The sequence below is a fragment of the Peribacillus sp. FSL H8-0477 genome (assembly GCF_038002765.1).
GTDB lineage: Bacteria > Bacillota > Bacilli > Bacillales > DSM-1321 > Peribacillus.
Map to the genome: position 1 here is coordinate 1,858,351 of NZ_JBBODE010000002.1, position 25,375 is coordinate 1,883,725.

A 25,375-nucleotide genomic window follows, 5' to 3' on the forward strand; every position below is an offset into this window, starting at 1 on the left:
TCATCGAATTAAACCAAAGCCTTATTACCTTCAATTGTAGTAAGGCTTTGGTTAGTAAAAATACAGTGCTTTCTCCGTAATGAGCTATACACCCCACAGCGTAAGCAGAGAAAGTGAATCACCATCGAATAATTTACCACTTGTTGTAATATGAACCTTCGGGATGATATAAGAACTTAAAACCGTGTTTTCTAGCCAATTGTTTGCTTTTTTCTTCATCTTTAAACGCAATGGTTACAACTTGTGTGTGGTATCGATTTCTTATTTGTTTTAATTGATCCATTTTTTCTAGTGCCCATTCATCTTCTCTAACAACCGAATACGAGAAGTCCTCCCACATAATGAAATCAACATAAGGTGCTGTATACTTGGCCAAGGTATCGAATCCCCAATTTTGAGCGATTGATAGATTGCCATTTTCGTTTTTAATTTTTTTTACAAATGATGTTAAGGCCTCATTTTGTGTTTTTTGTTCACTACCTGAAAGATATGAATCAATATTTCCTACGGTATCTAAAAAAACACCATCTAATTTTTTATCAGTAATTTGCGCTTTGATTTCTTCGAGCAGGATATGTTGATAATGTTCGGAAGACATATCCATTAAATATGAATCCCATTTCTCAAAGTACATCTTATTTCCATTTTTATCTTTATAAAAGTCATTCTCTAACAATTGATGATACAACGCTTGATTCCACTTATCAGCTTCCATCGAATTGATATACCCGTAAACAAGCGTTCCGCTGTCTTGAGCAGCAGTAATGTACTCTTCCTGCATGAGTATAGGTTCAATGATCACTAAATCAACCTTTTTCATTTCTTCACCAATTGCCTGAGTTCCTTCATCCAAGTAATAGTTGAACTGTTCTACTTCTGCCAATTTTCCTTTGATGTCTTCTGACTCCTTGAGCCTTTTTTCTTCCCCAACACCTTCCTCTGAAAATCCTCCGTTTAGCATATTTCCAATTAAAAGCGCACCTGAAAATAAAACAATAAGTAATCCAAATACTCTTTTCATAGTTATCACAGCCTATTTTTGTAGTGTTATTACATAGTATCTTATAGAAATCGATATTATGGAATTCATATAGTAAATCAGGAACTGTATGTTCAGAGGGGAGTTAATCATATTTTCCTATAGTAAATAATTGGGTTTATTAGTAAGCTGTTAAGGTACATTTAAAATCATGAATGTGAGTATTTCAATTAAAAGGAGGGGTTAAAGTGGATGGGATAAGTCTACTAGATGCTATCCTACTTTATTCAGTCTTATTTTTACCTATCGTAACTATGATTTTGTTATTTGCTTGGGGCGCTGCAAATATGAAAAATTCTTCAAAAGTCCAGTTACTTGTCGTAATTCTCGTATTCATACTTGGACTTCTGACCATTAACTCAATCATACTACCTATTATGATTGTTTCCATGATCTTGTTATTTATCTGGATATATATCAATAGGAGTGGGTTCGTACAAGGCCAATTACTTTTCATTTTTATCGTTTTTGGATTTCAACTACTGTTTTACTTCTTAGGGTTTTCAGTTATCGGTTTAGAATCGTCCTGGGCATTTATCATTCTCCTAATAGCACCAATCGTAACGATAGTTTTGCTGTTTCCATGGACATTGGGACGTAAAAGTACCTTAGCAAAAGGTCGAGTAATCGTTGTTATTGCGTTCATACTCCAGGTGAGTTTATTAAGCTTGTGTGTGTTTTTTTGGATATCAGCTCTTATGTAACCTCGCTACCTAGAACACTGATCTAACAACGTTCTAGGTGGTTTTTTTATTATTAATAAGCAACCAACTATATTTCATGGAAGTCTCACATTAACATCGAACATGTTTTCGTTTAAATCCAATTCGATTGCGTTCAGCTTCTTTTATAATATTTTCATATGCGTGAAGTATACTTGGTTTTTTATTGTCACGCTTTATTTCAATGGGCCCAACAATTTGTGCAATTTCAAGTGCTTGTTCATGTAACGGTTTAAAGGAAACACCAACAGTCGTTAAGAAATTATTCATTGAAACTTTTGCACGGTCTGGTGCTTCATGTATCGTGTTTTTGACAAGTTGTACCATGTCCAGTAATTTTGGAGCGGAAAATTCCTCATCTTTTCTACTCCCAAGAAGCCAGCAATAGCAGCTCCATCCAGCTGACATTTTCAGCTCATCATCACTTGCAATCCATTCATCGGCAATGTCTTGAGCAATAGGAGACTCGGCTAAGGTAACGGCAACAACATAGTCAGACAGCATATAAAAATAAGCAAGATCAATCCAACGGTTAAAATCATCATGAGTCATTTGATGAGGATCTGCAATAATCCCTGCAAAATACATCGCATCATAATTACCTGTAGTATAAAGCTGGTCGGCAAGAGGCTGATTGATTTTAATTAGTTTGGCGAGGGGCTTCATAGCACCCGTGGCGACACCAAATACAGGTTCCCTAGCTCCGTTAGATATGTATATTTTTTTCGTACGTTCTTTCCCTAACACTTCAAGTTGCTGCATCACTGATTCACTATTCATTACCACACCACTTCCTAAAATTTGGTATATCCTTTCTTGATAGAAATTGGTTTCTACGTAAAAAAAGATGGATAACTAGTTTCCTTAGATTTTTAGTAGTCACTATTTCAACTTCTTCCCACTCATTCAAGATACTCCTTGTTAGAGAAGGAAAAGAAGTTTGTACAAGCAAGGCGTATCTTATCTACTATTGTAAACTTCCTCTACGAAGTATAAACAATTTTATTTAGTGTGGTTTCAATTCCTCGATAACAGGAATATGGACAGCAATTTGAGCAAGAAAAAGCAAAAGCTTATCTTGGTAAGTCTTCACGGGAACTTGGGGAAACCGCAGATAAATTAGGATCTAGAAACTTCGCATTCTAGTGTAAAGATTACTCTTGCTAAAATGAACATAAGAAATGAGCTGGAAAATGTATCTCCTAGCTCGTGTGTTTTGCTGTCCAATTTTCACTAAAGCACCTGTTAGTTTATTATAGACTTATTCTTTAAAAACCGTTGTTTTCAATGTAATTGGTGATTAAACAAGTGTACGTTTTTTGCGATTTTTCACAATTAAAATGATAGAACAAAGCAGACTACCAACGATACTGACTATCACCATGATTTGTGCCTCTAACATAACAATTCCGTATGTTTCAGAATCAGGATTTTGAAGGATATTATCACCAAAGTCGTTTTGCAAAGTATAACCACCTGCATTGAGTCCCCAGTTCAAGTAACCAAACACTACTCCAAGTAAACTACTAATAAGAATGAAGAAAAAATTTGGTATGAAAGAGGTTCTCTCTTTTTTTATAGCCATTTTGTAATTCACTGTCAACAGTAGGAAGGGGGTAAATAGTTCAAATAACATTTCAATTAATGAAATATTACCAGTTTCATTTAGTCTTGTATTTGGTGTTAAGAAAAAAAATAAAGAATGGATAATTACGACAGGTAGTAAATTAATCGATAACAGCTTAAACATTTTCTTTACATCGCCTCTAAGTTGCTTATTTTATTATACTTTAACATAATTCTTCACAATCTATTGATTTTTATTGAATAGGATTCGGTTATGTTCTTAGAAGCAATATTTAGAAAACGAAGTAGAGCACGTTCAATAAAAGTCGTAAGGATTTCCTTCTATTATTTTTAGATAAGTGAACATTAAGATTTGTATTTTTTACATAGTAAAAGCTAACTAGCAAACCAATATACAGTTTTGAAAATTAGTCTATATAAGTGGATAGGATTTACTTAAGCAGATAATGTATTGTAAACTGATTTTATCGACTAATACATATAGAAAAAACCAAATACAAGGGGAAATGAATGTGACAAAAAGGTATGAAAAGGAGTTATCACCAGAGCAAAGTCAAGAATTAATTAGTGTATTGAAAGTCCGTTTTGAGAAAAATATGCCACGTCATAATGATATAAATTGGGCTAAAGTCCAATCAAAGCTGGTCGCTGTCCCTGAAAAAATGTGGTCGCTGAATGAGATGGAAGTAACCGGTGGAGAACCGGACGTTGTTGGGTATGATGAAGCTAGGGATGAATACATTTTTTATGATTGTTCAGCGGAGAGTCCTAAAGGTCGTAGAAGTGTTTGCTACGATCGTGAAGGCCTGGAGTCAAGGAAAAAACATAAACCAGAAAATAATGCGATTGATATGGTAACGGCCATGGGATGTGAACTTTTAACGGAACAACAATATCGAGCTTTGCAGAAACTGGGGGATTATGATTTGAAGACGTCCAGTTGGGTACAAACCCCCGCTGATATTAGAGAACGTGGGGGCGCTCTTTTTTGCGATTTTCGTTTTGGCCACGTATTCTTGTATCATAATGGTGCGGATTCCTACTATGGTGCCAGAGGCTTTCGTTGCTCTCTAAGGGTCTGAATTTTCTATTAGTATCTTGATAAGCATTCCTTCAGTGCGAATAAACAATGGAAAGTAATGACCTAGTTTGTGTTAAAAATTTGGTGCATAAACGTATGAATGTATATGTCTAATGAGAAGGTTGAAAAATGAGAAATTACTGTGTTTTTTTTCTGGTATTTTTATTAATTGGTTGTGAAAATGAACCAAATAATAAAGGATTAAAAGAGCCAGAAGTGCCTAATGTTAATGGAAATTCATATGGTAATATAATGAATGACGGATTTGTCTCTAACCAGGAAAACTTACTAATTTATATGAAATACAATGATTCAAAAATGCCTCTATTTAGCCATAATGATATTATGATCAAACAAGAAGATGGGAAAAATGAGGTAAAACTCACGTCAAAAAGTTTTGGGGATATAAATGTAATGAAGGAATGGATTTACTATACAGTAATGCCAATCTCGGATATACCAATGTTATATCGAGTGAAACTAGATGGAACAGCAAAAGAAAGATTAGTCAAAGGTGCAGAGTATGTTCAAGTGAAAAATGATGGAATTTACTATTACGATACGATTAAGAATGGTATTTATAAAATGAATTTGGATGGGACAAATACAGTTCAAATTTATTCACCAAAACAGGAAGTTACCATGAATTTCTTCGTTGATCGTGAACAGATTTACTTTTATAAACCGATAGATGAATTTGGTGCAGAAGGAAACCTATATAAGATGTCCCAAAACGGAGAAAACATAAAAAAAGTAAATGATGAAGTTTCGTATTCACAGATAATTAGTGATGCAGACGAGAAATATCTCTATTATATAGATGTAGATGAGCACTTGTATAAGATAGATAAACAAACCGGTAAGGAGATAAAAATAACTGATCAAAAGGTTTCGTCCGTTATTGGAGATGAACATTGGATCTATTACTCGAATCCAGGTAATCACTATTATTTATATAAAATGAAAAAGAATGGGGAACAAAATCAATTACTAATCGATCAAGAAGTATCAGACTTAAATGTAATCGATAATAGAATTTACTACAAAATAGAAGGAAATGAAGACGTCTTCCAAGTTAAAACAGATGGGACAGAAAATAGATTATTTTCTAAGCACAAGTAAAGTAAGGCTCTTGTTTAATGTTCCAATAACTAAACTCTCTCGTGCAACATATATTCTGTGTTGATTTTTTCGGTATAAGTGTCCTTTTAGTTATATAATTAGATGATTGATTACATAGAGGAGTTGAAAAGAAGTATGTTTACAAGAAACAAAGTATTATTTCTTGTCATTAGTGTAATGGCGATTTCTTTTGTTTTGGCAGGATGTGGTTCTGCAAAACAAGAGGAGAATAAGGACAATAAAAACAGCGCTAAAACGGACTATTCTACAAAAGTGAAAGAGAATCCGATTGTGACGATTACAATGGATAATGATGAGAAGGTAGTTATCGAATTAGAGCCTTCAGTAGCGCCCAATACTGTAGCGAATTTTATTTCTTTAGTTGAAAAAGGCTTCTATGATGGTCTTATTTTTCATCGTGTTATCCCTGACTTTATGGTTCAAGGAGGAGATCCTTCAGGAACTGGAACAGGTGGACCAGAGTATTCGATTAAAGGCGAATTTTCTTCAAATGATTTCGAGAACACCCTGAAACACGAACGTGGTGTTATCTCGATGGCACGTTCTAGTGACCCAGATTCTGCAGGATCACAATTTTTCATTATGGTAAAAGAAACAACAGATCTTGATGGAGAGTATGCTGCATTTGGGAAAGTACTTGAGGGAATGGAAACGGTAGATGCTATCGTTGGTGTAGATCGAGATAGCGCAGATAAACCAGTTGAAGAGCAGAAAATGAAAAAGGTTGAAGTGGATACAAAGGGCTTCGACTACCCAGATCCTGAAGTGCAAAAATAGGGATGTCGGTGAAACTAATCTTAGCCCTATAAAAAAAATTAAAGCCGGTTTCCATTTTTGGAGATCGGCTTTTATAAACTCTGCATTTCGATGAACCGATTTACTTTTCTGCTAATTCTAGGGTTTGTTCATAAGTAGCCGGATTGTTGAAGTCTTCTTTATCTATTTTTAGACTGTTACAAGCATATTCTAAATGTTCAAGCCAACAGTAATCTTTTTCTGTTAACGCTTGTTCACATTCTCTTTCTATATATGAAACACTTATCTTTTTCCCTATGTCCCTAAAAATTTCTATCGCCTCTAATGAACCAGGCCAATTTCTATCTTGTAATAGTCTTGCTAATTTAGGTAAAGCTTTTTTATTTCTTGGATAACCGATTTCTTTTAAAACAGTCACGCCATTTTGCCAACAATTTTGTCCATACTTTGGATTAATCAAATCAACTTTATCAGGTGAAAGTTGAATTAGGGTTGCCATGGCCCGCTGTTGGATATCTTCTGGAAGTAACCAATTTAAGTTGTAGACATGATAAATAATCTCTTCATCTTCAATCTCAATATATTCCATATAAAATCACCTTCCACATTGAAGTTACTTGGGGTAATGAAAGTTGTCCTAGGGTGTTTTTTCCCTAAGGGAATAAAAGTTTAATAGATTTTGATTAGTATATTACTTTATTATTAGTACCTTGTATAATGAAAATAGTTAGAATTGTTCAATTTTGAGTGTTTATCTACTGTACATAAAGGATGATGTGAGAATGAACTATAATCGTGAAAAAGTAACCCTTCAAACAGAAAGGCTCCTCCTTAGATTATTTCAAACAGGCGATGCGGAAACAGTCGTAACGCTGTGCCATAACTATAATCTTTATAAAAATACCTTGTATCTGCCTTATCCGTATACTTTAAATGATGCTCTAGCATGGATAGAACATCATCATGATCATTTTATGGCGGATAAATCGTATGAGTTTGCGGTAACAGACAAGGAAACCGGTGAATTATATGGAGCCATTGCCTTATCGAATAATAAACGTTTTAACCAAGGAGAGATTGCTTATTGGATTGGCGAGCAATATTGGGGAAATGGTTATGCGACAGAGGCAGCGCAGTCAATATTACGATTTGCTTTTGAAGAAAAGAAGCTGCACAAAGTGTTTGCCCGCTATTTTTCATCGAACCCGGCTTCAGGACAAGTGATGAAGAAGGTTGGTATGAAGCAAGAGGGGATATTAAAGGATCATGTCATAAAAGAAGGTACATATAAGGATTTGATATACTACGGAATAATTAATGAGAAGGGGTAAAGAATGTCTGATATCGGGCATGGGTCACGAGTTACAGTCTGATTTTAAGCCCAATGCGTGTTTAAAAAACTTACCAATTGGTTCGTAAACTAAGGCTGTCATAATTATTGGCAGCCTTAGTTTTTATTTTGTCCTTCACTAATTAGTTACACCTACAATATATCCAAAATTTACTTGACAAATTATTAAGAAAATATAATAATCATATAGTTAAGTATAATTGAGAACGATTATTATTATCATTATTTGGGAGGAGATAATAGTAAAATGCGCATGCAAGTTAGTAATGTTGAAGTTGGTTACGACAGAAAAGTAATTGTAAATGGGTTAACAATTGAGATTCCTGATGGGCAAATTACTACCATTATCGGATCGAATGGATGTGGGAAATCAACTTTATTAAAGGCGATGACAAGAATTATTCCTTATCAGAAGGGGCAAGTTTTCCTTGATGGAGCTGAAATACAAAAGAAAAATACAAAAGAGCTGGCAAAGGAACTATCCATACTGCCGCAGACACAAGATAGTGCTGTTGGGCTTTTAGTTGAAGAATTGGTTTCTTATGGACGGTTTCCTTATCAATCAGGTTTCGGAAACTTAAAAAAAGAAGATAAAAAAATCATTGATTGGGCTATGAAGTCTACTAATACATATGAGTTTAAAGATCATTTTGTGGATGAGCTTTCTGGTGGACAAAAACAACGGGTTTGGATTGCTATGGCTCTTGCACAAAATACAGACATCATTTTTTTAGATGAGCCTACAACCTATTTGGATATGGCACATCAACTCGAAGTTTTAGAGCTTTTACAAAAATTAAATGAACAAGAAAATCGAACGATTGTTATGGTTTTACATGATTTAAATCATGCTGCAAGATTTTCACAATTTATGTTAGCGCTTGATAATGGGAATCTAGTGAAAGCTGGTACTCCAGAAGAGGTTATGACACCGGAAGTGTTAAAGAGAGTCTTTAAAATTGACGCCGTCATTAGTAAAGACCCTCGTACATTCAAACCAATTTGTACTACATATGATTTAGTAAAGGGAGAATTATAATGAAAAAATGGATTTTATTTTTAGTAGCCGCTTTAATGGTCGTTTTAACAGCATGTGGTAATGAGGATTCAGCCTCTAATGAACCAGCTAAAGAGAAAGATGATAAGAAGGCTTCTGATACGATTACATATGAAGCAGAATCAGGCCCTATTAAAGTACCATCCGATCCACAGCGCGTGGTTATATTATCAGGGTACGTAGGAGATATGCTTGAATTAGGTATAAATGTTGTAGGAATGGATTCATGGTCATTTGATCATCCTGATTTCGCTAAGAAATACCCAGATGCTGAAGTCGTAGAAAGTTCTGATTTCGAAAAAATCTTAGAGCTTAATCCTGATTTAATTATTGGATCATCTGATATTGAAGATGCCGATAAACTGCAAGAGATTGCGCCAACAGTTTTATATACATATGGTGCGGTAGATTATATCGAACAACGTATTGAAATTGGTAAAGTCGTAAATAAAGAAAAAGAAATGAGAGCTTGGGTAAAAGATTTCCAAACACGTGCTAAAGAACTTGGCGAAAAAATTAAAGCTAAAATTGGTGAAGATGCTACCGTTACTATTGCAGGAAATTCAGATAAGCAAATCTACTTATTTGGTGATAGTTGGGGACGTGGCACAGAAATTATCTATCAGGAAATGGGCTTGGAAATGCCGAAAGCGGTAAAAGACGTAGTGAAACCAGGATACTTTGGGATTTCTGAAGAAGTATTAGGTGATTATGTAGGTGATTATTTCGTGCTGAACTTACTTAAAGAAGGCCAAGATACATCATTCCTAAAAACGGATTGGTATAATGATATTCCTGCCGTTAAAAATAAACATGTGTTTTATGCGGAAGGTTCTTCATTTATTTTTGCCGATGCCTATTCTTTTGATTACCAACTAGACTTCTTTGAAAAATCTTTTTTAGGTAACTAAGAAAGGAGTATTCAAATGAAGGCTTCCTATTCTTTTATAAGTAAAATGCTCCTCTCACTCATTATTTTGTTCCTTATCGTGTTAATCGCCTTAGGTTATGGTGCAGCAAGTACAAGTTTTCAAGATTTGTATGAAGCAGTGGTGGGTAAAAGCGGTGGACAATATTATAATATATTAAGAGAAATCCGCTTTCCTCGTGTTATTGCAGCATTTTTTGTTGGTGCTGCTTTAGCTGTTGCTGGAGCCATTATGCAAGGAATGACAAGAAATCCACTTGCTGAACCAGGGTTACTCGGTCTAACGTCAGGGGCTGACTTAGCGCTGTCGCTAGCTTTAGCCTTTATCCCTGGTATCAGTTTTTTAATGATTATGTTTAGTTCTTTTGTAGGAGCAGGCATAGGTATGCTGATTGTATTTGGAATAGGTGCCACATCAAGAAACGGTCTTTCTCCACTTAAACTAGTTTTAGCTGGAGCGGCCGTCTCTCTGTTTTTACAAGCTATCTCAAGCAGTGTTGCCATTCTCTTTAATGTTGCTAAAAATGTCAGCATGTGGACTGCTGGAGGGTTAATCAGTACCTCATGGGATGCTTTGATCATCATCCCTTTTATCGTAGTGGGATTATTTATAGCCATTCTATATAGTAAACAATTAACAATTTTAAGTCTAAATGAAGAATTAGCAAAAGGACTTGGACAAAAAACCAAGTTAATTAAGACCGTATTAATGATGGTCGTCATTATCCTAGCTGGAACAGCCGTTGCTTTAATAGGGAATTTAACCTTCGTAGGTTTGTTTATTCCGCATATTGTCCGCAAAATTGTTGGTGCAGATTATCGATTTATTATCCCGATGTCCATTATTGTCGGTGGGATATTTATGATTGGGACCGACTTTATTAGTAGAATGGTCATTGCTCCTTTAGAAATCCCTGTTGTTGCACTTGTTGCATTAGTAGGCTTACCTTTCTTCTTATTTTTAGTTAAGAAAGGAGGTCGTACGTTCTTTGCGTAAAAAATATAACATACGGTTTATGTATATTCTCATGATCGTATTACTACTCGCCAGTATCATAGCTGGTATTAGCTTAGGCCCATCAGCGGTTGGAATCAAACAAATTATACCGACGCTTTTTGGAAATGGGTCATTTAAAGAGGAGTTTATTTTATTTTCTATTCGTATGCCGCGAGTATTCGTGCTTACCTTAGCTGGAATGGCTTTAGCACTCTCAGGAGCGATATTACAAACATTGACGAAAAATGATTTAGCTGACCCGGGTATCATTGGCATTAATGCAGGAGCTGGAGTTGCCATTACAGTTTTTTATTTGTTTGTCGATGCGGGTTCAAAATATTATGCGTATCAATTACCCCTAGTGGGCTTTTTAGGTGCAATCATTACAGCTGGGTTAATCTTTATCTTTACGACTGATAAACAAAACGGGATCCAGCCAGTCAAGTTAGTATTAATGGGCGTAGGAATTGCTTCCGCTTTGTCAGGCTTAATGGTAATTATGATTTCCGGAGCTAAAAATGAGGATGTACAATTCATCACAAAGTGGCTTTCAGGTAACATTTGGGGAGCAGATTGGCCATTTATATTAGCGCTTCTTCCATGGTTAATTATAGCTATTCCCATTCTTCTTTGGAAACAAAAATCGATGAATTTGTTAGTGCTGGATGAAACCGTAGCAAAAGGATTAGGTGTGTCGATTAACCGTGATCGTATCCTTTTATTAGTCCTTGCTGTGGCATTAGCAGGTTCAGCAGTTTCTGTGGTAGGAAGTATTAGCTTTATTGGACTCATTGCTCCGCATATTGCCAAACAATTGGTTGGTTCAAAACATCAAAATTTTCTGATGTTATCACCCATAATCGGTGCTGCCATATTAGTTTTTGCGGATACGATTGGCCGAATTATCTATACTGAAACGATCCCAGCAGGTATTATTGTTGCCATTATCGGAGCACCCTATTTCTTGTACCTATTAAGAAAATCTATCTAGATAATTTCTTTTTCTTCCTTACCTATTGACGTAAAGGGGAAATTTGAATAAAATGTAAAAAATGATTAAAGGCAATGAAGAGAAAAAGTAAAATGAGTTGTTTTTCCTAAAGAGAGCTTCGGTAGCTGAAAAGAAGCAAAAACATTCATTTGAACAATGGTCTCTGAGCTTCGTACCGAACATACTTCACTAAGTAGGATACGACGAGATTTGGCACTCGTTATAAAATGTCACAGTATACGAGTAAGAAATTTTACTCCGTACTTGTCGAGGCAAATGGTGTGAGCCATTTGCGAAATAAGGTGGTATCACGTGGAAAGATAAACCCCGTCCTTAACTAATATAGTTAAGTGCGGGGTTTTTTGTTTTTTAAATGAGCTAGGAGGGGTATATTTATGAGTATTTTTATTGGTGGAGCATGGGCTTATGCTAATGGCTCCTTGCATTTAGGACATATTTCTAGTTTACTACCTGGTGATCTTTTAGCAAGGTATTATCGTTTGAAAGGTGAAAAGGTTTTATATGTTTCTGGTAGTGATTGCAATGGGACTCCGATTGCGATACGAGCAAAACAAGAAGACGTTACGCCTAACGAAATTGCAAATCGGTACCATGAAGAATTTGTAGATTGTTTTTCAAAATTAGGATTTTCTTACGATACCTACACAAGAACGGATACAGCCCATCACCATAAAATCGTTCAAGAGATCTTTTTAGTGTTGCTTGAAAATGGTCTGATTTATAAAAAAGAAATAGAACAAACATATTGCGAATATGATCAGCAGTTTTTACCTGATCGCTATGTGGAAGGGATTTGTCCTAATTGCGGTGCGCATTCACGAGGTGATCAATGCGATAGTTGTTCAACTGTATTAGAACCACTTGCGCTATTAAATAGAACATGTAAACTCTGTGGCAATCCGCCTTCAACTAGAAAAACAGAGCACTTTTTCTTTTCGTTAAGTTCTTTACAATCCAAGTTAGAAACCTATGTGAAAGAAGCTGAAAGGAATAATTTATGGCGGGAAAATGCGCTTTCATTAACCAAAAGGTACTTAAAGGAAGGGTTGCTGGATCGGGCCGTATCAAGGGATCTGCCCATCGGAGTGAATGTCCCGGTAGCTGGGTATGAAGATAAGAAAATCTATGTGTGGATTGAAGCAGTGTCAGGCTATTATACAGCAAGTAAACTTTGGGCGAAAGAGACCAACAATGATGACTCCGTGTTTTGGGACGCCTCTGCCACATCCTATTACGTTCATGGCAAAGATAACATCCCATTCCATTCCATTATTTGGCCGGGCATATTGGCAGGTATAGGGAAAGAATCTTTACCTACTCATATTATTTCAAATGAGTACCTGACATTGGAAAAAAAGAAATTATCAACGAGTCGTAATTGGGCAGTTTGGGTACCGGATCTTCTGAACAGATATGATCCGGATTCAATCCGATACTTTTTAACGATTAACGCACCCGAAAGCCGGGATGCTGACTTTTCTTGGAAGGAATTTATTTATAGTCATAACACAGAATTATTGGGGGCGTATGGAAACTTTGTCAATCGGACGTTGAAATTCATTCAGAAGTCCTTTAACGGGATTATTCCTGCAAACGATATTACTCCGGATATCCAAAATAAAATTACCCGATTATATGATGAAGTAGGAAGTTACATAGAAGCCGGTTCATTTAAACAAGGTTTAGAGAGAGTTTTCGGTATTATCAGATTCTCGAATAAGTTTTTTGACGAACAAAAACCCTGGATACAGGTTAAGGATGACCTTGAGTCTTGCCGACAATCACTGGCAGATTGCGTCTATCTTATAGCTAATTTAGCTCACATCCTTTCTCCATTCCTCCCTTTTTCAAGTAACAGGGTTAAAAAAATGATTAACACAACAGAAGATGGATGGAAGCCATTCATCGTTACACCAGGTCAACTGTTAAATGTTGAACCGTTATTTGTTCGAATCGATCTTGAAAGAATTGAAGCTGAACGAAATAGGTTAGCTGACCAAACTATTTGAGGTGTATCATGTTGGGGATTTTTATTGGTAAACAGCGACATCAATCATTCAAAAAGAATGATGATAATGAGCGTTTTCGATCCAATTGAAGGTGTCGTACATATGATAATCAAACGTACTAAACACGAATGCAGATTACCTCTAGAAATAGATAGCAGTAGGGTAGACAAGTATCATGCTATCTACCTTTAAAGTCATGTTGTTCAAAAAAACTAACTGTGTGATAATGTTATATAGTATTTTGGAGAAGAATAATGAGAATCAGACAAATACAAACTACAACATTGGTGACTGCTAAAGGAGATCATGATGGGGAAATTGGAAGAAAGTTATCTACTAGCAATCGAACAAACAAAATATAAAATTATACAAGACATAGATCGGTATTTAGAGGATAAAGAAAAGATGCCTGTATATACGGAGTATATTTCTGACCGACATACCTATTTAGAAGGTATTTGGTTAAATGTGTGGTTGAATAAAGCTTCAAATGACGTGCCTAGGAAAGAAAAAAGGTCCTATCTTAAGAGTAAGGGATTGAATACGAATGATATTCCACATAAAGTTCTGAATACGATGTTCCGTAACGAATTAAAAGGGTTTGATCCTTTTCCGGTGCAAGAGTGGGTTACGCAAATGTTTGCAGAAAATGCTAATGGATGGGAACAGCGTTATCTCGAGGCTAGAGCAAACTTTTTTAAAAGGCAGAATGAAAAAAAACTTGCAGAAGAGCGTTGGAATGTTCGCCTGCAGTTGCAGAGTGCGGTGCATGACTATATAGATAATCATTCTCTTCTCCTATATATATATGTGAGAAATCATGTGGCTGTAAAGTTAGTTGAGGATTTCAAACATAATCAACGCTACCAGAATATTGAACTGTTCGAGCTGGAAGAACGATTAATCGAGCAGGGGTCATTTGATACGAAGGATTATATTATGGTTGATGAATTCTTTGAAGAGTTAACAGGAGCGGTGCATTCTGTTTTTGATTGGGGCAGGAGCCGTTATGAGTATGAGACGTATTATTACCGTTATGAAAAAATAATACAGGATTTCCTTTCAGAATTTGTCCCTGAACTAGTGATTAAACATATACCGGAAGAGCTGCTTCAAAAATTTGCAGAGGTGTATGAGGAAAACATAAGTACGGTAGCCATTAAAGGACTATTAGGTGATGAGTTAAACGATTTCGCGGAAGCGTGCTTTGAAGAAATTCAAGACGAATACCTCTCCGATTTGGTAAAACTAATTGCCATTCCTTTTGACGAAGTCGTTCATCTTGAAATTTTTGAAAAAGATGAACAAGAGAGAGAACAAAGGAAAGCAGAAGCCCTGGCTGAACAGGCGAGGAAAAAGGAAGAAGAAGAACGGATTTTAAATGATATCTTTGGAAAGGCCTATGCCCCTTCCTTAGGAAAGAGCATTAAATATATTTTACACATCGGTGAAACGAATACGGGGAAGACGCATCAGGCGCTGCAAAAAATGAAGGAAGCAGAAAGCGGACTGTATCTTGCACCACTAAGACTTCTTGCCTTTGAAGTGTCCGATAAGCTCAATGCAGAAGGAATTCCTTGTACATTAAAAACAGGGGAAGAGGAAAAGGTTATAACAGGTGCTAAGCACTTTTCTTCTACAGTAGAAATGTTTCATGAGAAGGACCATTATGAGGTCATTGTCATTGATGAAGCACAAATGATTGCTGATAAAGATCGAGGCTTTTCATGGTATCGGGCCATAATGAATGCGAACGCAAAAGAAGTGCATGTCATCGGAAGCTGGAACATTAAAAATATGCTTTTAACACTTTTGGAAGAAAGTAATGTAGAAGTATACGAATACAACCGGGAGTTCCCTTTAGAAGTGGAATCAAAGGTATTCAGTCTTCGAGATGCTAAAAAGGGAGATGCACTTGTCTGTTTTTCAAGAAGACAAGTTCTCGAAACAGCATCAAGTCTGCAGCGCAGCGGTCATCGAGTAAGTATGATTTATGGCAGTATGCCTCCTGAGACGAGAAAAAAACAAATGGAACTGTTTACGAGCGGCGAAACGAACGTTGTGGTAGCAACTGATGCAATTGGTATGGGCTTGAATCTGCCTATCCGCCGCATTGTCTTTCTAGAAAATGAGAAGTTTGATGGAACGAGCAGAAGAACCTTAACGTCTCAGGAAATCAAACAGATTGCTGGACGTGCAGGGAGAATCGGTCTGTATGATATTGGCAAGGTAGCTTTTACAGGTGATATTAAGAAAATGGAGGCATTGCTTGAAAAGGTAGATGAACCGGTTCAAAACTTTGCCATCGCTCCAACTTCAGCCGTTTTTGAACGTTTTCAAAAGTACTATCGAGACCTTGGTACGTTTTTCGATTTGTGGATGCAGTTTGATCCGCCAAAGGGAACAAATAAGGCCTCTCTTATTGAAGAACGGGAGCGTTACGAGCTGGTTCGCGATACAGAGATAGAAGCGAGGTATTCCTTAATGGATTTATACGGATACTTGCATCTGCCATTCTCATCAAAAGAACCTGCACTCATTCGTCAATGGCTAAACACACTTGAAGCAATTGCTGAAGACAGAGAACTTCCAGAACCACTCATCAAAACGAGGAATTTAGAGGATATGGAGCTTTCCTATAAAGCAATCGGTCTGCATTTACTCTTTTTATATCGGTTAGGCAGAAAAACAGAAGCTGTATATTGGGAACGAGTCCGTGAAGATATTAGTAACAGCGTACACGATCACTTAAAAGATGAATTACAGAACTACCAGAAAAAATGCAAGCGATGTGGGAAAAAGCTCCCCGACGAAGCTCGTTTTCCAATCTGTGATGCTTGTTTTCAAAATGGACACAAAAGAAATAATCAAAATCGTTTTCATAAATAAAGTTACAAGCACCTTATCACCAAGATAAATTGGAGTGGGGTGCTTGTTCTAGTTCCCTGAGTTGGTCTTGGTTCTACCTTATAAGTCAAATTCTGAATTAAAGGAAGGTAGAATAATTTCTGTTCACAGAATGATTTTTATGAAATTAAATGAACCATAATAATGGATGTACTTCTATTGCCTTAAATTCTTCCATAATCTTATACCCTGTTTCACTGATAAAGGTGCTGGTTTTTTTATTTTCATTAGTCTTAAAAATAGCATTTGAAACATATTCATAAGAATCTGGTGGTTACTACAGGATTGGTGGATGGAGTAACTAAGAAACTGTCGATCTAAAGGAAATACGTTCTAGTTTACTTCCTCTTATTCAACTACCGGGCCAGATTAGTTGGATAGAGGATTTTTTTGAGAAAAGAAGTAAAAATCAAACATGGTCTAAAAAAGTAAATTTTAGGACATCTATACGACTCTGCACTATAAAGGTTCAGTATGAAGAACAACCATTTGTTATCCAAGCATATAAACAAGACCAATGGGTAATACTTCAGAAATATCATATCGAGTATTCCGAAGAGAGATTATCATATTAGAGTGGCTCTTAAAAGATTATCTTAAGCATCATCTATTACCAACCAAATATAATGCCTCATTTCTTTTACAAACGGACGATGAATAAGGAGACATCTTAAAGGACAAAAAAGTTGTTCTTTTCTCTTTGTTACTCATCACTCGATGTTAGTCAAAACGTTATTCGTTTCTTCTACGTACGCCAATGAAACTTAGTCAACTCAAGAATTAACTTTGGTCTAATGGGAGACTATTGTTAATAAAACTTTCAATTTAGAAGGAGAGACGTGCATGGAGTCACTATGGCTAGAGTATGCTTGGACATTGTTAATTCTAATCGGATTAGAAGGATTGTTATCTGCAGACAATGCCCTTGTAATAGCAGTTATAGCCAAACATTTACCCGAAGATCAGAAAAAAAGAGCTATAAATTACGGAATTATTATAGCGTTTGCTTTCCGATTTGCGGCACTTTTTGCCATTTCATTTATTGCAAATGTCTGGCAAGTACAAGCAATAGGAGCTGCTTATCTCCTTTACTTAGGTTTAAAGCACGTCATTCAAACACGATTAGGGAAAGAAAACGAGAAAATTCATCAGGACGATGAAAAGGCAGCAGCTGGAAAAGGGTACTGGGCAACAGTAGGGAAGATTGCATTAGCCGACCTTGCTTTTGCAATTGATTCTATTTTAGCAGCAGTTGCTCTTGCCCTAGGTCTTCCAGATTCACCCCTTAACGATTTCGGTGGTATGGATGGGGGACAATTTATTGTTGTAGTTTTGGGTGGTGTTTCTGGCCTTGTTTTAATTAAATATGCAGCAACGTGGTTTGTAAAACTTCTTGAAAAACGTCCAGCATTGGAAACAACCGCCTATGCAATTGTTGCTTGGGTCGGTGTCAAACTGGCTGTCATTACCCTTGCCCATGAGGATATTGGTATCTTAGATCATGATTTCCCCCACAGTACTACTTGGACCCTGATTTTCTATGGAGTATTGGTCGGTATTGCAATCATCGGTTGGTTTGCATCGGGTAGTAAGCCAGAGAAAAAAGTTTCTAAAAGATAAGTCATCTTGCGTTAGTCTGTTCTTTTCTCCAATCAAAAACACGAGGAAAAATTTCGAATGTAGCATCTCCACGTTTATCTGCTAATGATTTTACCCATGATCCAACTGTTCGATGAAGGAATATGGCATTCGATTACTTTCGATGAACAAATGGGGACTAGAACATTTACAACATATAAAAGAACTCAATGGTGGTTTGAAATAAAGTTTACTAACCGTTTAATAGGCTAAGGGACCAAGAGAGCTGGTCCCTTTTTGTATGAAATCAGACGAAAAATCATGTTACCTAATATCGGTTAAAAACCTCCATTTTTAATACAGTATCACCAGCTCTTATGTAATGGTATGACTAGGAAAAATAGAGTTTTCTATCTACTAAATACTCCTGTATACTTAACATAGGTAATACCGAAAAAGATAATACATAATGATTAATGTCTACTGTTCTAGGAAGGGGAGTCCTATGATTATTTCCATTATATTAGTGTGCGTTATTATGATTGCTGCTCTGATTGCTACCTTAGCATTAGGTGGAAAAAGTGATGAACATTATTCGCGGGCAACAAAAGGAAATTTGACGAGATTAACTTGGATCTATGTCATTCTAGGGGTTGGCTTAACGATTGGTGTAGGTGTGTATATCATCATCGTGTAAATAGTATTTGATGCATACGGGATATAGGAGCTGCCTAACCGCTGCTCTTTTGTCTTTTCCTAAATGTTTGTCCAAAGAAGATAATAAGGTTAAATCATAAATAAATTGTGTGGGGGAATTCATATGCAAAAGAAGATTTACATTGTCAGGCATTGCGCAGCACAGGGACAGCCTCCAGAATCACCATTAACAGAACAAGGTCTAACACAAGCAAAACAGTTAGGTGAATTCTTTATTCATGCAAAAATTGATCGAATCATATCAAGTCCGTTTCTGCGTGCTATTCAAACGGTGGAACCAGTAAGTAAGAGTACAACTAGTCATATAGAGATAGATGATCGTCTAGCTGAACGAATACTAAGTACAACGGATTTACCAGATTGGTATGATAAATTAAGCACTACATTTGATAATATGGAGTTAACATTTGAAGGCGGAGAGTCTAGCCAAGAAGCGATGAATCGCATCGTTAATGTTGTAGAAGAGGTTTTAGAAAGCGGGGCTAAAGAGACAGTGATCGTCAGTCATGGAAATATAATATCTTTACTTTTAAAGCATTATAATCCTGACTTTAACTTTGAATGTTGGAAAAATCTAAGTAATCCTGACGTTTTTCTTTTAACCTATGAAGAAAGTGAAGTACGCCTAAATCGTATATGGAATGAAAGAGAGTATAATAATCAGAAAAGTTAAAATTTTATTGACTGAAAATTATTTTGTATTTAAAATTAATGTAAGGAGGGAGTTGTGGCGGACTAAGATCTTCCCTTTATTAAAACGAGTATAGATAAATAAATCTCAAAATGTAAGCGTATACAAAAAGAAAAAGGAGGAACTTTATGAAGAAATGGCTTGTGAAGGAATTGGGAGAACCACAGGATGTGTTAAAGATTGAAGAAACCGATAGACCCGTGATCAAAGGTGGGGAAGTGATAATCGAAGTAAAAGCTGCCGCACTTAATTTTTTTGATATTCTCTTATGTCAGGGAAAATATCAGGAAAAACCACCGTTGCCGTTTACGATTTGTTCAGAAGTTTCGGGCGTTATTGCCAAAACCAATGAGGGGAGCCGGTTTTCGGAAGGCCAACGTGTTTTAGCGCTGCCTAAACTACCGAACGGAGGATTGGCTGACTTTGTTTCTGTACCAGAAACCTCTGTTTATCAGATCCCTGAATCGATGAGTTGGACGGAAGGAGCAGCAATGTTTATTACCTATCATACCTCCCATTATTCCTTATTTACTCGAGCCGGCCTGCAAAAAGGTGAAGTTCTTCTTGTTCATGCTGGTGCTGGTGGTGTTGGTTCGGCGGCCATTCAATTAGGAAAAGCTGCTGGGGCATTTGTCATTGCAACAGCAGGAGGACCTGATAAGGTCAAGATTTGCAAAGAGCTGGGAGCAGATGTGGTAATTGATTACGAAAATGAGGATTTCGTCGATATTGTAAAAAGAGAAACGAAGGGTAATGGTGCTAATGTTATCTTTGATCCCGTGGGCGGTCATGTATTCGACCGATCGAGAAAATGCATTGCCTTTGACGGAAGAATTCTTGTCATCGGTTTTGCCGGCGGAGAGATTCCAACCATTCCAGCGAATCATGTTTTAATTAAAAATTATTCGATAGTCGGTGTGCACTGGGGTCTCTTCAATAAACGAACACCAGAGAAAGTTTTTAAAGAACATGAAGAACTATTATCCCTATTCGAACAAGGGAAAATAAAACCGTTAATTTATGATGAATATGATTTTGAAGATGTGCCAGAAGCATTAAATTTACTTGCATCCAGAAAAACGTGGGGGAAAGTGGTTGTGAAGATGTAATGAGTTTGGTGAAAATCCTCATTCCAAGAGTAATTGGAATGAGGATTTTTTAGATTTCCGTAAAGTATTAAACACGTTTTCACTAAACATTCTTAACTTTGAAGAGATAAGTATTATGTTTTTGATAAAAAGAACCGATATAAGGTTAGTAGATATAAGCTATTTGGAAGGAGAAACAATGTAAATGAAAAAACACGCATTATTATCTCTAGGATTATTGTTTATGATAGTCAGTACACTAAGCGGATGTGGAGTTAAAGAAGAGAGCCCTTTGAAAGGAAAGATTAAGATAGGTATTATGTTGTCTGATGTGGGCTTAGGTGATCAATCTTTTTCAGATGCTGCTTTTACCGGGTTAGTAAAAGCCAGAGATGAATTAGGAGTCATCGTGAATTATCGTGAATTACAAGAAACTAAAACGTATGAAGCGGGACTAAGACAACTGATTGAAGAGGAGAATGACATTATTATTGGTCTGGGTTTCATGGTTCAAGAGGATATGGAAAAGGTAGCAAAAGAATATCCTAAACGTACCTTTCTTCTTGTTGACTCGGTTTCAGATATAGAGAATGTCACATCTTTAATTTTTAAAGAAGATGAAGGCAGTTATCTTGCGGGAATTGCAGCAGCGTTGGCAACGGAAACCGAGACTGTGGGATTTGTCGGCGGGGATGATGTGCCGCTTATTCATAAATTCGCAGATGGTTTTGAAAAAGGTGTTAAATCGATTAATCCAGATATAAAAATAATTACGAAATATGCCGGAAATTTTGGTGACGATGAATTAGGTACGAAACTAGCAAAAGAAATGATTTCGAATAAGAGTGATGTTCTATATGCTGCGGCAGGTCTAACAGGTATTGGTGTATTAAAGGAAGCTGAAAAACAAAACGTTTATGCGATAGGTGTCGATTCTGATCAGTATTATTTTGCAGAAAAAGCAGTTATTACTTCTATGATTAAAAATGTAGATACAGCTTTATTTGATATTGTTAAAGAGTATACAAACACCAAAAAGCTTCCTTCGAACTCTATTGAATTAGGGTTAAAGGAAAACGGTGTAGGTCTGGCACCAATACGTGTGATTCCTTTTGCAGAAAAAGACATGCAAATAATCGAGGACGCTAAAAGTAAATTAGCTAATTAATCAACCCATTAGTACACGGAGGATACAATGACAATTAAAAAGAAAATATTATTGAATTCACTTATAGGGTTAGTCCTATCTATTTTAATGATTGCCTTCATTATCTTTCGAATGTTATCAATACAAACGTCTAACCAAGATTATGTCAAGGTATTATTAACGGTAGGATCATTGAAGGCTGAAACAAATGCATCGATGCAAAGCTTAAATACATTTGCTTTTAATATGACGGATGCAAACAAAAATATAGCCATTAATGATTTAGAAAATACAGGAGCTACATATAAGGAACTGGATAGCATTCTCAAGGAGAAACAGAGCAGAAAAGTTCTGAAAGGCGCAGAAACGAAATTCAAAATCTTACAAAAAGAAGCAATAGCTGGCTTAACGGACTCTAATGCTTCAGAGGTGAAACGGCAGTCCTTGAGAACTAAAGGGATTGCGAATGATATTTACCTATTAGATCTTTATACGACTGAGCATTATACCTATTTAGAAGAATCTATGGAATCAGATATTGAGTTTGTCATTATCTTTGCTTTAATAGGAAGTGTGATAGTTGCCCTTATTACGATCCTATTAATACTTAGAATGGCAAATAAAATAACAAATCCTTTGAAAAAGTTAGCTGAAAATGCAAAGGAAATCGCTGCTGGAAATCTTCTATTCAGTCACGTTGACTATAAACATAATGATGAACTAGGAATACTGAATCACTCGTTTACCAAGATGGTCGACCAATTAACCAGCATACTTACTTCAGTAGATACTGCCAGTCAACGAATAGACCAATTTGCGCTAGAATTTGAGCTGGAGTATCATTCATTAACTGAATCTAGTAATCAGGTGGCGGTATCTACAGATGAGTTATCAAGAGGAACCCAAAGTATCTCTGAGGACTTACAAAGCTCAGTTGAATTAGTGGAGTTGATGGACAAAGAATTTGGAAAGAATGTTGCTCGAGCCCAGCAATCGGCTGAATATGCACATGGGACCAATGTGGTAATAAGTGCGGGTAGAGAGGCTATAAATGAACAAAAATCATTAATTACCAAAAATATGAAAGCAACACGTACCATTGAAGCAGCTACCAAGGACTTTTCAATCTATGCAGGAAAAATTGAGGATATGGCTAAAGCCGTTTCCGAGATTGCCAATCAAACCAATCTTCTGGCCCTTAACGCAGCAATTGAAGCTGCTCGAGCAGGAGAGGCTGGAAAAGGCTTTGCTGTTGTATCGGATGAAGTCAGGAAATTAGCTGAGCATTCAACAGAGGCGACCAAACAAATATTTGAAACAGTTAACTTAATTAAAAATGGGTTAACTTCGATTTCATCCTCTGTTGAAGTCGGAGTAGGAATAACCGATCAACAAAATACCAATATCAATCGTACGTTAGAAACATTTGAACAGATAGAAGAAAAGGTAACAGGAATATCAGAGGTTTTAGATCATTTAGTTACTGGTGTAGATACATCTAAAAAATCCAATGAACATGTATTACAGAATGTAGAGAGTATAAGTGCTATTGTCGAGGAAACTGCAGCGGGAAGTGAGGAGATATCCGCTTCTACAGTTGAGCAGCTACATTCAATAACTAAAGTTGTTGGGAAAGTTGCTTCTCTAAAAGAACTAACGGAAAGTCTGAATAAAACAATCTCTCACTTTCAATTAAAAAAATAATATGCAGAAGAGTATCCTTTGAAAAAGGGATACTCTTTACTCGTTGTAAGGCTGGAATTAACCAATAAGTGATTAAATTTCAACATTATTAAAGGAAATTAGGTGTTTTTGGAGAAGTGTACTTCTAATGACTCTTTTGCGGTGGTGATGGTTATTGAGTAAGGCAATTCAGGATTCTCCATTTATAATAAAAGACTGGTATATTCCAGCAATCGTCATTAATTCTACTTACGAGATTTGCTATTGGAGTGGTTACTTTAAGGAGTATTTTGAACAAGGTAAAAAGAAAGCGCTTTCAAATTATGAATGGCTATTTCTTGATGATAACCGATTGGCAACGGCAAGCTTTAATGATCAATCCTACCTATTTTTAACTGCAGCGACTATGGATAACGGCGATACACTGATGATTGGCTGCGCAACGTCTTTCCTGATTCAACAACAGGTTCGTGTTACTGAATTAGAAAAAATTAATCGTTCTCTTGATGCAACGATTGAAAATTCTTATGATGGAATTTATATCACTGATCAAAAAGGAATTACACTCTACACAAATTCAGCAATTGAACGGATAACTGGTATACCTAAAGAGTATTACCTAGGTAAATCAGTTGATCAATTAATTAAAAGGGGAATTCTAAATAGCTCCGTTACACATAAGGTCGTAAAGCAAAGAAGAACAGTTTCAGTAGTTCAAGAAAATTATGCTGGGAAAGAAACACTGATTACCGGAAGTCCTGTTTTCAATAATGAAGGTGACGTCGAACAAGTGGTGACAAATATTCGAGATTTGTCAGATTTAAATGAGCTGATGCGTGAATTAATGAAAGTGAATGAATTGAATCATCATTATAAGCAGGAAATCGAAAAGCTAAGAAAGATTACCAGCCATGATGGAGTTGTGTTTGTCAGTGAGAAGATGAAGATGATCTATGAGGTAGCTGACCGAATATCAGATATTGATGTGACTGTTTTAATTTTAGGAGAAACCGGTGTTGGAAAAGATGTATTGGCGCGTCATATTTTCAGCACAAGTGTTCGTTCGAAAAAAGGGGAGTTTATCAAGATAAATTGTGGTGCCATTCCTGAAGACTTATTAGAGTCAGAGTTATTTGGTTACGAGGGCGGTGCTTTTACAGGAGCAAATCAAAAAGGAAAACAAGGAATGTTTGAATTGGCTGAGGGCGGGGTCCTATTTTTAGATGAAATTGGCGAGCTGCCGCTGCAACTACAAGTAAAACTGCTTCGGGCCATTCAAGATCGAGAGATTCAACGAATAGGGGGGACAAAACCGAAGAAAATCGATGTGCGAATTATAGCTGCTACTAATCGGAATTTAGTAGAGATGGTGAAGACAGGAGATTTTCGAGAAGATTTATATTACCGGCTGAACGTAATCCCGATCACCATCCCTCCATTAAGGGAAAGAAGAGACGATATCCTAGCCTTGCTTGATCTATTTTTAGCAAAGGCCAACGAGCAATATCACTTTAATAAGACACTGGAATTATCATTAAAAGAGTATTTTTATCAACACAATTGGCCAGGGAATGTGCGTGAATTAATTAATATCGTGGAAAGGCTGGTTGTACTAACGGATAAGTCTCTTTTATCTATTAGTGATTTGCCCGTAGAATATAAACCAACCCATCAATATCAGATAAGCAAAACGATGACATTAAAAGAATGTGTAGAAAAAGCGGAAAGAGAAGTATTGGAACGAGCAGTCAAAACTTATCAGACGACCTATGAAATGGCTGAAGCACTAGATTCAAGTCAAGCAACCATTGTTCGAAAACTAAAAAAGTACAAGTTGAAAAAAGAATAATACAGGAAAAGGGGGTTCCGATAAAAGGAAACC

22 protein-coding genes, 1 pseudogene and 1 other annotated feature are annotated in these 25,375 nt (G+C 36.4%); of the genes and pseudogenes, 19 read left to right on the top strand and 4 right to left on the bottom strand.

Going from position 1 to position 25,375, the window contains the following annotated elements; genetic code table 11:
• Positions 1 to 133: 133 nt before the first annotated feature.
• Entirely contained in the window at positions 134 to 1,021 is an 888-nt protein-coding gene (locus MHI18_RS20770; protein ID WP_340850212.1) for an endo alpha-1,4 polygalactosaminidase, read from the bottom strand.
• A gap of 206 nt (positions 1,022 to 1,227) precedes the next feature.
• Here MHI18_RS20770 and MHI18_RS20775 point away from each other — a divergent pair, with 206 nt between their 5' ends.
• Positions 1,228 to 1,743, top strand: coding sequence for a hypothetical protein (locus MHI18_RS20775; protein WP_340850213.1), 516 nt, complete (start codon positions 1,228 to 1,230; stop codon positions 1,741 to 1,743).
• Positions 1,744 to 1,833: 90 nt separating this feature from the next.
• On the opposite strand, the gene MHI18_RS20780 is transcribed toward MHI18_RS20775, so the two are convergent.
• Positions 1,834 to 2,541 carry a DNA alkylation repair protein gene (locus tag MHI18_RS20780; RefSeq protein WP_340850214.1) on the bottom strand — a complete coding sequence of 236 codons (708 nt, stop codon included), beginning with the start codon at positions 2,539 to 2,541 and terminating at the stop codon, positions 1,834 to 1,836.
• A gap of 202 nt (positions 2,542 to 2,743) precedes the next feature.
• On the opposite strand from MHI18_RS20780, the pseudogene MHI18_RS20785 reads away from it, so the two are divergent.
• Positions 2,744 to 2,907 (top strand): annotated as a pseudogene (locus MHI18_RS20785) (IS1595-like element ISSpps1 family transposase); the annotation flags it as partial.
• A 154-nt stretch (positions 2,908 to 3,061) separates the two neighbouring features.
• On the opposite strand, the gene MHI18_RS20790 reads toward MHI18_RS20785, so the two are convergent.
• Positions 3,062 to 3,511, bottom strand: coding sequence for a hypothetical protein (locus MHI18_RS20790; RefSeq protein ID WP_340850215.1), 450 nt, complete (start codon positions 3,509 to 3,511; stop codon positions 3,062 to 3,064).
• A 343-nt stretch (positions 3,512 to 3,854) separates the two neighbouring features.
• On the opposite strand from MHI18_RS20790, the gene MHI18_RS20795 reads away from it, so the two are divergent.
• The 3 genes from MHI18_RS20795 (at position 3,855) to MHI18_RS20805 (ending at position 6,349) form a co-directional block, all read left to right on the top strand.
• Positions 3,855 to 4,430 carry a DUF4256 domain-containing protein gene (locus MHI18_RS20795; protein ID WP_340850216.1) on the top strand — a complete coding sequence of 192 codons (576 nt, stop codon included), beginning with the start codon at positions 3,855 to 3,857 and terminating at the stop codon, positions 4,428 to 4,430.
• 128 nt (positions 4,431 to 4,558) lie between these two features.
• Positions 4,559 to 5,551 carry a DUF5050 domain-containing protein gene (locus tag MHI18_RS20800; RefSeq protein ID WP_340850217.1) on the top strand — a complete coding sequence of 331 codons (993 nt, stop codon included), beginning with the start codon at positions 4,559 to 4,561 and terminating at the stop codon, positions 5,549 to 5,551.
• A 135-nt stretch (positions 5,552 to 5,686) separates the two neighbouring features.
• The gene (locus tag MHI18_RS20805; RefSeq protein WP_340850218.1) at positions 5,687 to 6,349 is read left to right on the top strand and encodes a peptidylprolyl isomerase; all 663 of its coding nucleotides are present in this window, start codon (positions 5,687 to 5,689) and stop codon (positions 6,347 to 6,349) included.
• 100 nt (positions 6,350 to 6,449) lie between these two features.
• Here MHI18_RS20805 and MHI18_RS20810 read toward each other — a convergent pair whose 3' ends face one another.
• Positions 6,450 to 6,917 (bottom strand): hypothetical protein, encoded by a 468-nt coding sequence (locus MHI18_RS20810; RefSeq protein ID WP_340850219.1) that lies wholly within the window; start codon positions 6,915 to 6,917, stop codon positions 6,450 to 6,452.
• A 193-nt stretch (positions 6,918 to 7,110) separates the two neighbouring features.
• On the opposite strand from MHI18_RS20810, the gene MHI18_RS20815 reads away from it, so the two are divergent.
• The 14 genes from MHI18_RS20815 to MHI18_RS20880 all read left to right on the top strand — a co-directional run bounded on the left by MHI18_RS20815 (position 7,111) and on the right by MHI18_RS20880 (position 25,342).
• Positions 7,111 to 7,659: a GNAT family N-acetyltransferase gene (locus MHI18_RS20815; RefSeq protein ID WP_340850220.1), complete on the top strand. Its 549-nt coding sequence runs from the start codon at positions 7,111 to 7,113 to the stop codon at positions 7,657 to 7,659.
• A gap of 267 nt (positions 7,660 to 7,926) precedes the next feature.
• Entirely contained in the window at positions 7,927 to 8,718 is a 792-nt protein-coding gene (locus MHI18_RS20820; protein WP_340850221.1) for an ABC transporter ATP-binding protein, read from the top strand.
• Entirely contained in the window at positions 8,718 to 9,647 is a 930-nt protein-coding gene (locus tag MHI18_RS20825) for an ABC transporter substrate-binding protein (protein WP_340850222.1), read from the top strand. Before MHI18_RS20820 ends, MHI18_RS20825 begins: the two co-directional genes overlap by 1 nt.
• A 15-nt stretch (positions 9,648 to 9,662) precedes the next feature.
• Complete coding sequence (locus tag MHI18_RS20830; protein WP_340850223.1) at positions 9,663 to 10,661, top strand: FecCD family ABC transporter permease; 999 nt, start codon at positions 9,663 to 9,665, stop codon at positions 10,659 to 10,661.
• 19 nt (positions 10,662 to 10,680) lie between these two features.
• Positions 10,681 to 11,652 carry a FecCD family ABC transporter permease gene (locus MHI18_RS20835; RefSeq protein ID WP_340850346.1) on the top strand — a complete coding sequence of 324 codons (972 nt, stop codon included), beginning with the start codon at positions 10,681 to 10,683 and terminating at the stop codon, positions 11,650 to 11,652.
• A gap of 65 nt (positions 11,653 to 11,717) precedes the next feature.
• Positions 11,718 to 11,990, top strand: a binding site (T-box leader).
• Positions 11,991 to 12,047: 57 nt separating this feature from the next.
• Positions 12,048 to 13,682, top strand: coding sequence for a methionine--tRNA ligase (gene metG / locus MHI18_RS20840; protein WP_340850224.1), 1,635 nt, complete (start codon positions 12,048 to 12,050; stop codon positions 13,680 to 13,682).
• Between the two features lie 309 nt (positions 13,683 to 13,991).
• On the top strand, positions 13,992 to 16,571 hold the full coding sequence (locus MHI18_RS20845) for a DEAD/DEAH box helicase (RefSeq protein ID WP_340850225.1): 2,580 nt from the start codon (positions 13,992 to 13,994) through the stop codon (positions 16,569 to 16,571).
• Between the two features lie 861 nt (positions 16,572 to 17,432).
• On the top strand, positions 17,433 to 18,209 hold the full coding sequence (locus tag MHI18_RS20850; RefSeq protein WP_340850226.1) for a TerC family protein: 777 nt from the start codon (positions 17,433 to 17,435) through the stop codon (positions 18,207 to 18,209).
• 463 nt (positions 18,210 to 18,672) lie between these two features.
• Entirely contained in the window at positions 18,673 to 18,864 is a 192-nt protein-coding gene (locus MHI18_RS20855; RefSeq protein WP_040374958.1) for a hypothetical protein, read from the top strand.
• A gap of 123 nt (positions 18,865 to 18,987) precedes the next feature.
• Positions 18,988 to 19,557: a histidine phosphatase family protein gene (locus tag MHI18_RS20860; RefSeq protein ID WP_340850227.1), complete on the top strand. Its 570-nt coding sequence runs from the start codon at positions 18,988 to 18,990 to the stop codon at positions 19,555 to 19,557.
• 146 nt (positions 19,558 to 19,703) lie between these two features.
• Entirely contained in the window at positions 19,704 to 20,684 is a 981-nt protein-coding gene (locus MHI18_RS20865; protein WP_340850228.1) for an NADPH:quinone oxidoreductase family protein, read from the top strand.
• A 184-nt stretch (positions 20,685 to 20,868) separates the two neighbouring features.
• Positions 20,869 to 21,831, top strand: a complete 963-nt coding sequence (locus MHI18_RS20870; RefSeq protein ID WP_340850229.1) for a BMP family lipoprotein — start codon at positions 20,869 to 20,871, stop codon at positions 21,829 to 21,831.
• A gap of 27 nt (positions 21,832 to 21,858) precedes the next feature.
• Positions 21,859 to 23,514 carry a methyl-accepting chemotaxis protein gene (locus MHI18_RS20875; RefSeq protein ID WP_340850230.1) on the top strand — a complete coding sequence of 552 codons (1,656 nt, stop codon included), beginning with the start codon at positions 21,859 to 21,861 and terminating at the stop codon, positions 23,512 to 23,514.
• A gap of 154 nt (positions 23,515 to 23,668) precedes the next feature.
• Positions 23,669 to 25,342: a sigma-54 interaction domain-containing protein gene (locus MHI18_RS20880; RefSeq protein WP_340850231.1), complete on the top strand. Its 1,674-nt coding sequence runs from the start codon at positions 23,669 to 23,671 to the stop codon at positions 25,340 to 25,342.
• Positions 25,343 to 25,375: the final 33 nt, after the last annotated feature.

Bases quoted from the DNA above. Each gene is read 5' to 3' on its own strand.
- MHI18_RS20770 (WP_340850212.1), bottom strand. From the start codon at position 1,021: ATGAAAAGAGTATTTGGATTACTTATTGTTTTATTTTCAGGTGCGCTT.
- MHI18_RS20780 (WP_340850214.1), bottom strand. From the start codon at position 2,541: ATGAATAGTGAATCAGTGATGCAGCAACTTGAAGTGTTAGGGAAAGAA.
- MHI18_RS20790 (WP_340850215.1), bottom strand. From the start codon at position 3,511: ATGTTTAAGCTGTTATCGATTAATTTACTACCTGTCGTAATTATCCAT.
- MHI18_RS20795 (WP_340850216.1), top strand. From the start codon at position 3,855: ATGAATGTGACAAAAAGGTATGAAAAGGAGTTATCACCAGAGCAAAGT.
- MHI18_RS20800 (WP_340850217.1), top strand. From the start codon at position 4,559: ATGAGAAATTACTGTGTTTTTTTTCTGGTATTTTTATTAATTGGTTGT.
- MHI18_RS20805 (WP_340850218.1), top strand. From the start codon at position 5,687: ATGTTTACAAGAAACAAAGTATTATTTCTTGTCATTAGTGTAATGGCG.
- MHI18_RS20810 (WP_340850219.1), bottom strand. From the start codon at position 6,917: ATGGAATATATTGAGATTGAAGATGAAGAGATTATTTATCATGTCTAC.
- MHI18_RS20815 (WP_340850220.1), top strand. From the start codon at position 7,111: ATGAACTATAATCGTGAAAAAGTAACCCTTCAAACAGAAAGGCTCCTC.
- MHI18_RS20820 (WP_340850221.1), top strand. From the start codon at position 7,927: ATGCGCATGCAAGTTAGTAATGTTGAAGTTGGTTACGACAGAAAAGTA.
- MHI18_RS20825 (WP_340850222.1), top strand. From the start codon at position 8,718: ATGAAAAAATGGATTTTATTTTTAGTAGCCGCTTTAATGGTCGTTTTA.
- MHI18_RS20830 (WP_340850223.1), top strand. From the start codon at position 9,663: ATGAAGGCTTCCTATTCTTTTATAAGTAAAATGCTCCTCTCACTCATT.
- MHI18_RS20835 (WP_340850346.1), top strand. From the start codon at position 10,681: ATGTATATTCTCATGATCGTATTACTACTCGCCAGTATCATAGCTGGT.
- metG (WP_340850224.1), top strand. From the start codon at position 12,048: ATGAGTATTTTTATTGGTGGAGCATGGGCTTATGCTAATGGCTCCTTG.
- MHI18_RS20845 (WP_340850225.1), top strand. From the start codon at position 13,992: ATGGGGAAATTGGAAGAAAGTTATCTACTAGCAATCGAACAAACAAAA.
- MHI18_RS20850 (WP_340850226.1), top strand. From the start codon at position 17,433: ATGGAGTCACTATGGCTAGAGTATGCTTGGACATTGTTAATTCTAATC.
- MHI18_RS20855 (WP_040374958.1), top strand. From the start codon at position 18,673: ATGATTATTTCCATTATATTAGTGTGCGTTATTATGATTGCTGCTCTG.
- MHI18_RS20860 (WP_340850227.1), top strand. From the start codon at position 18,988: ATGCAAAAGAAGATTTACATTGTCAGGCATTGCGCAGCACAGGGACAG.
- MHI18_RS20865 (WP_340850228.1), top strand. From the start codon at position 19,704: ATGAAGAAATGGCTTGTGAAGGAATTGGGAGAACCACAGGATGTGTTA.
- MHI18_RS20870 (WP_340850229.1), top strand. From the start codon at position 20,869: ATGAAAAAACACGCATTATTATCTCTAGGATTATTGTTTATGATAGTC.
- MHI18_RS20875 (WP_340850230.1), top strand. From the start codon at position 21,859: ATGACAATTAAAAAGAAAATATTATTGAATTCACTTATAGGGTTAGTC.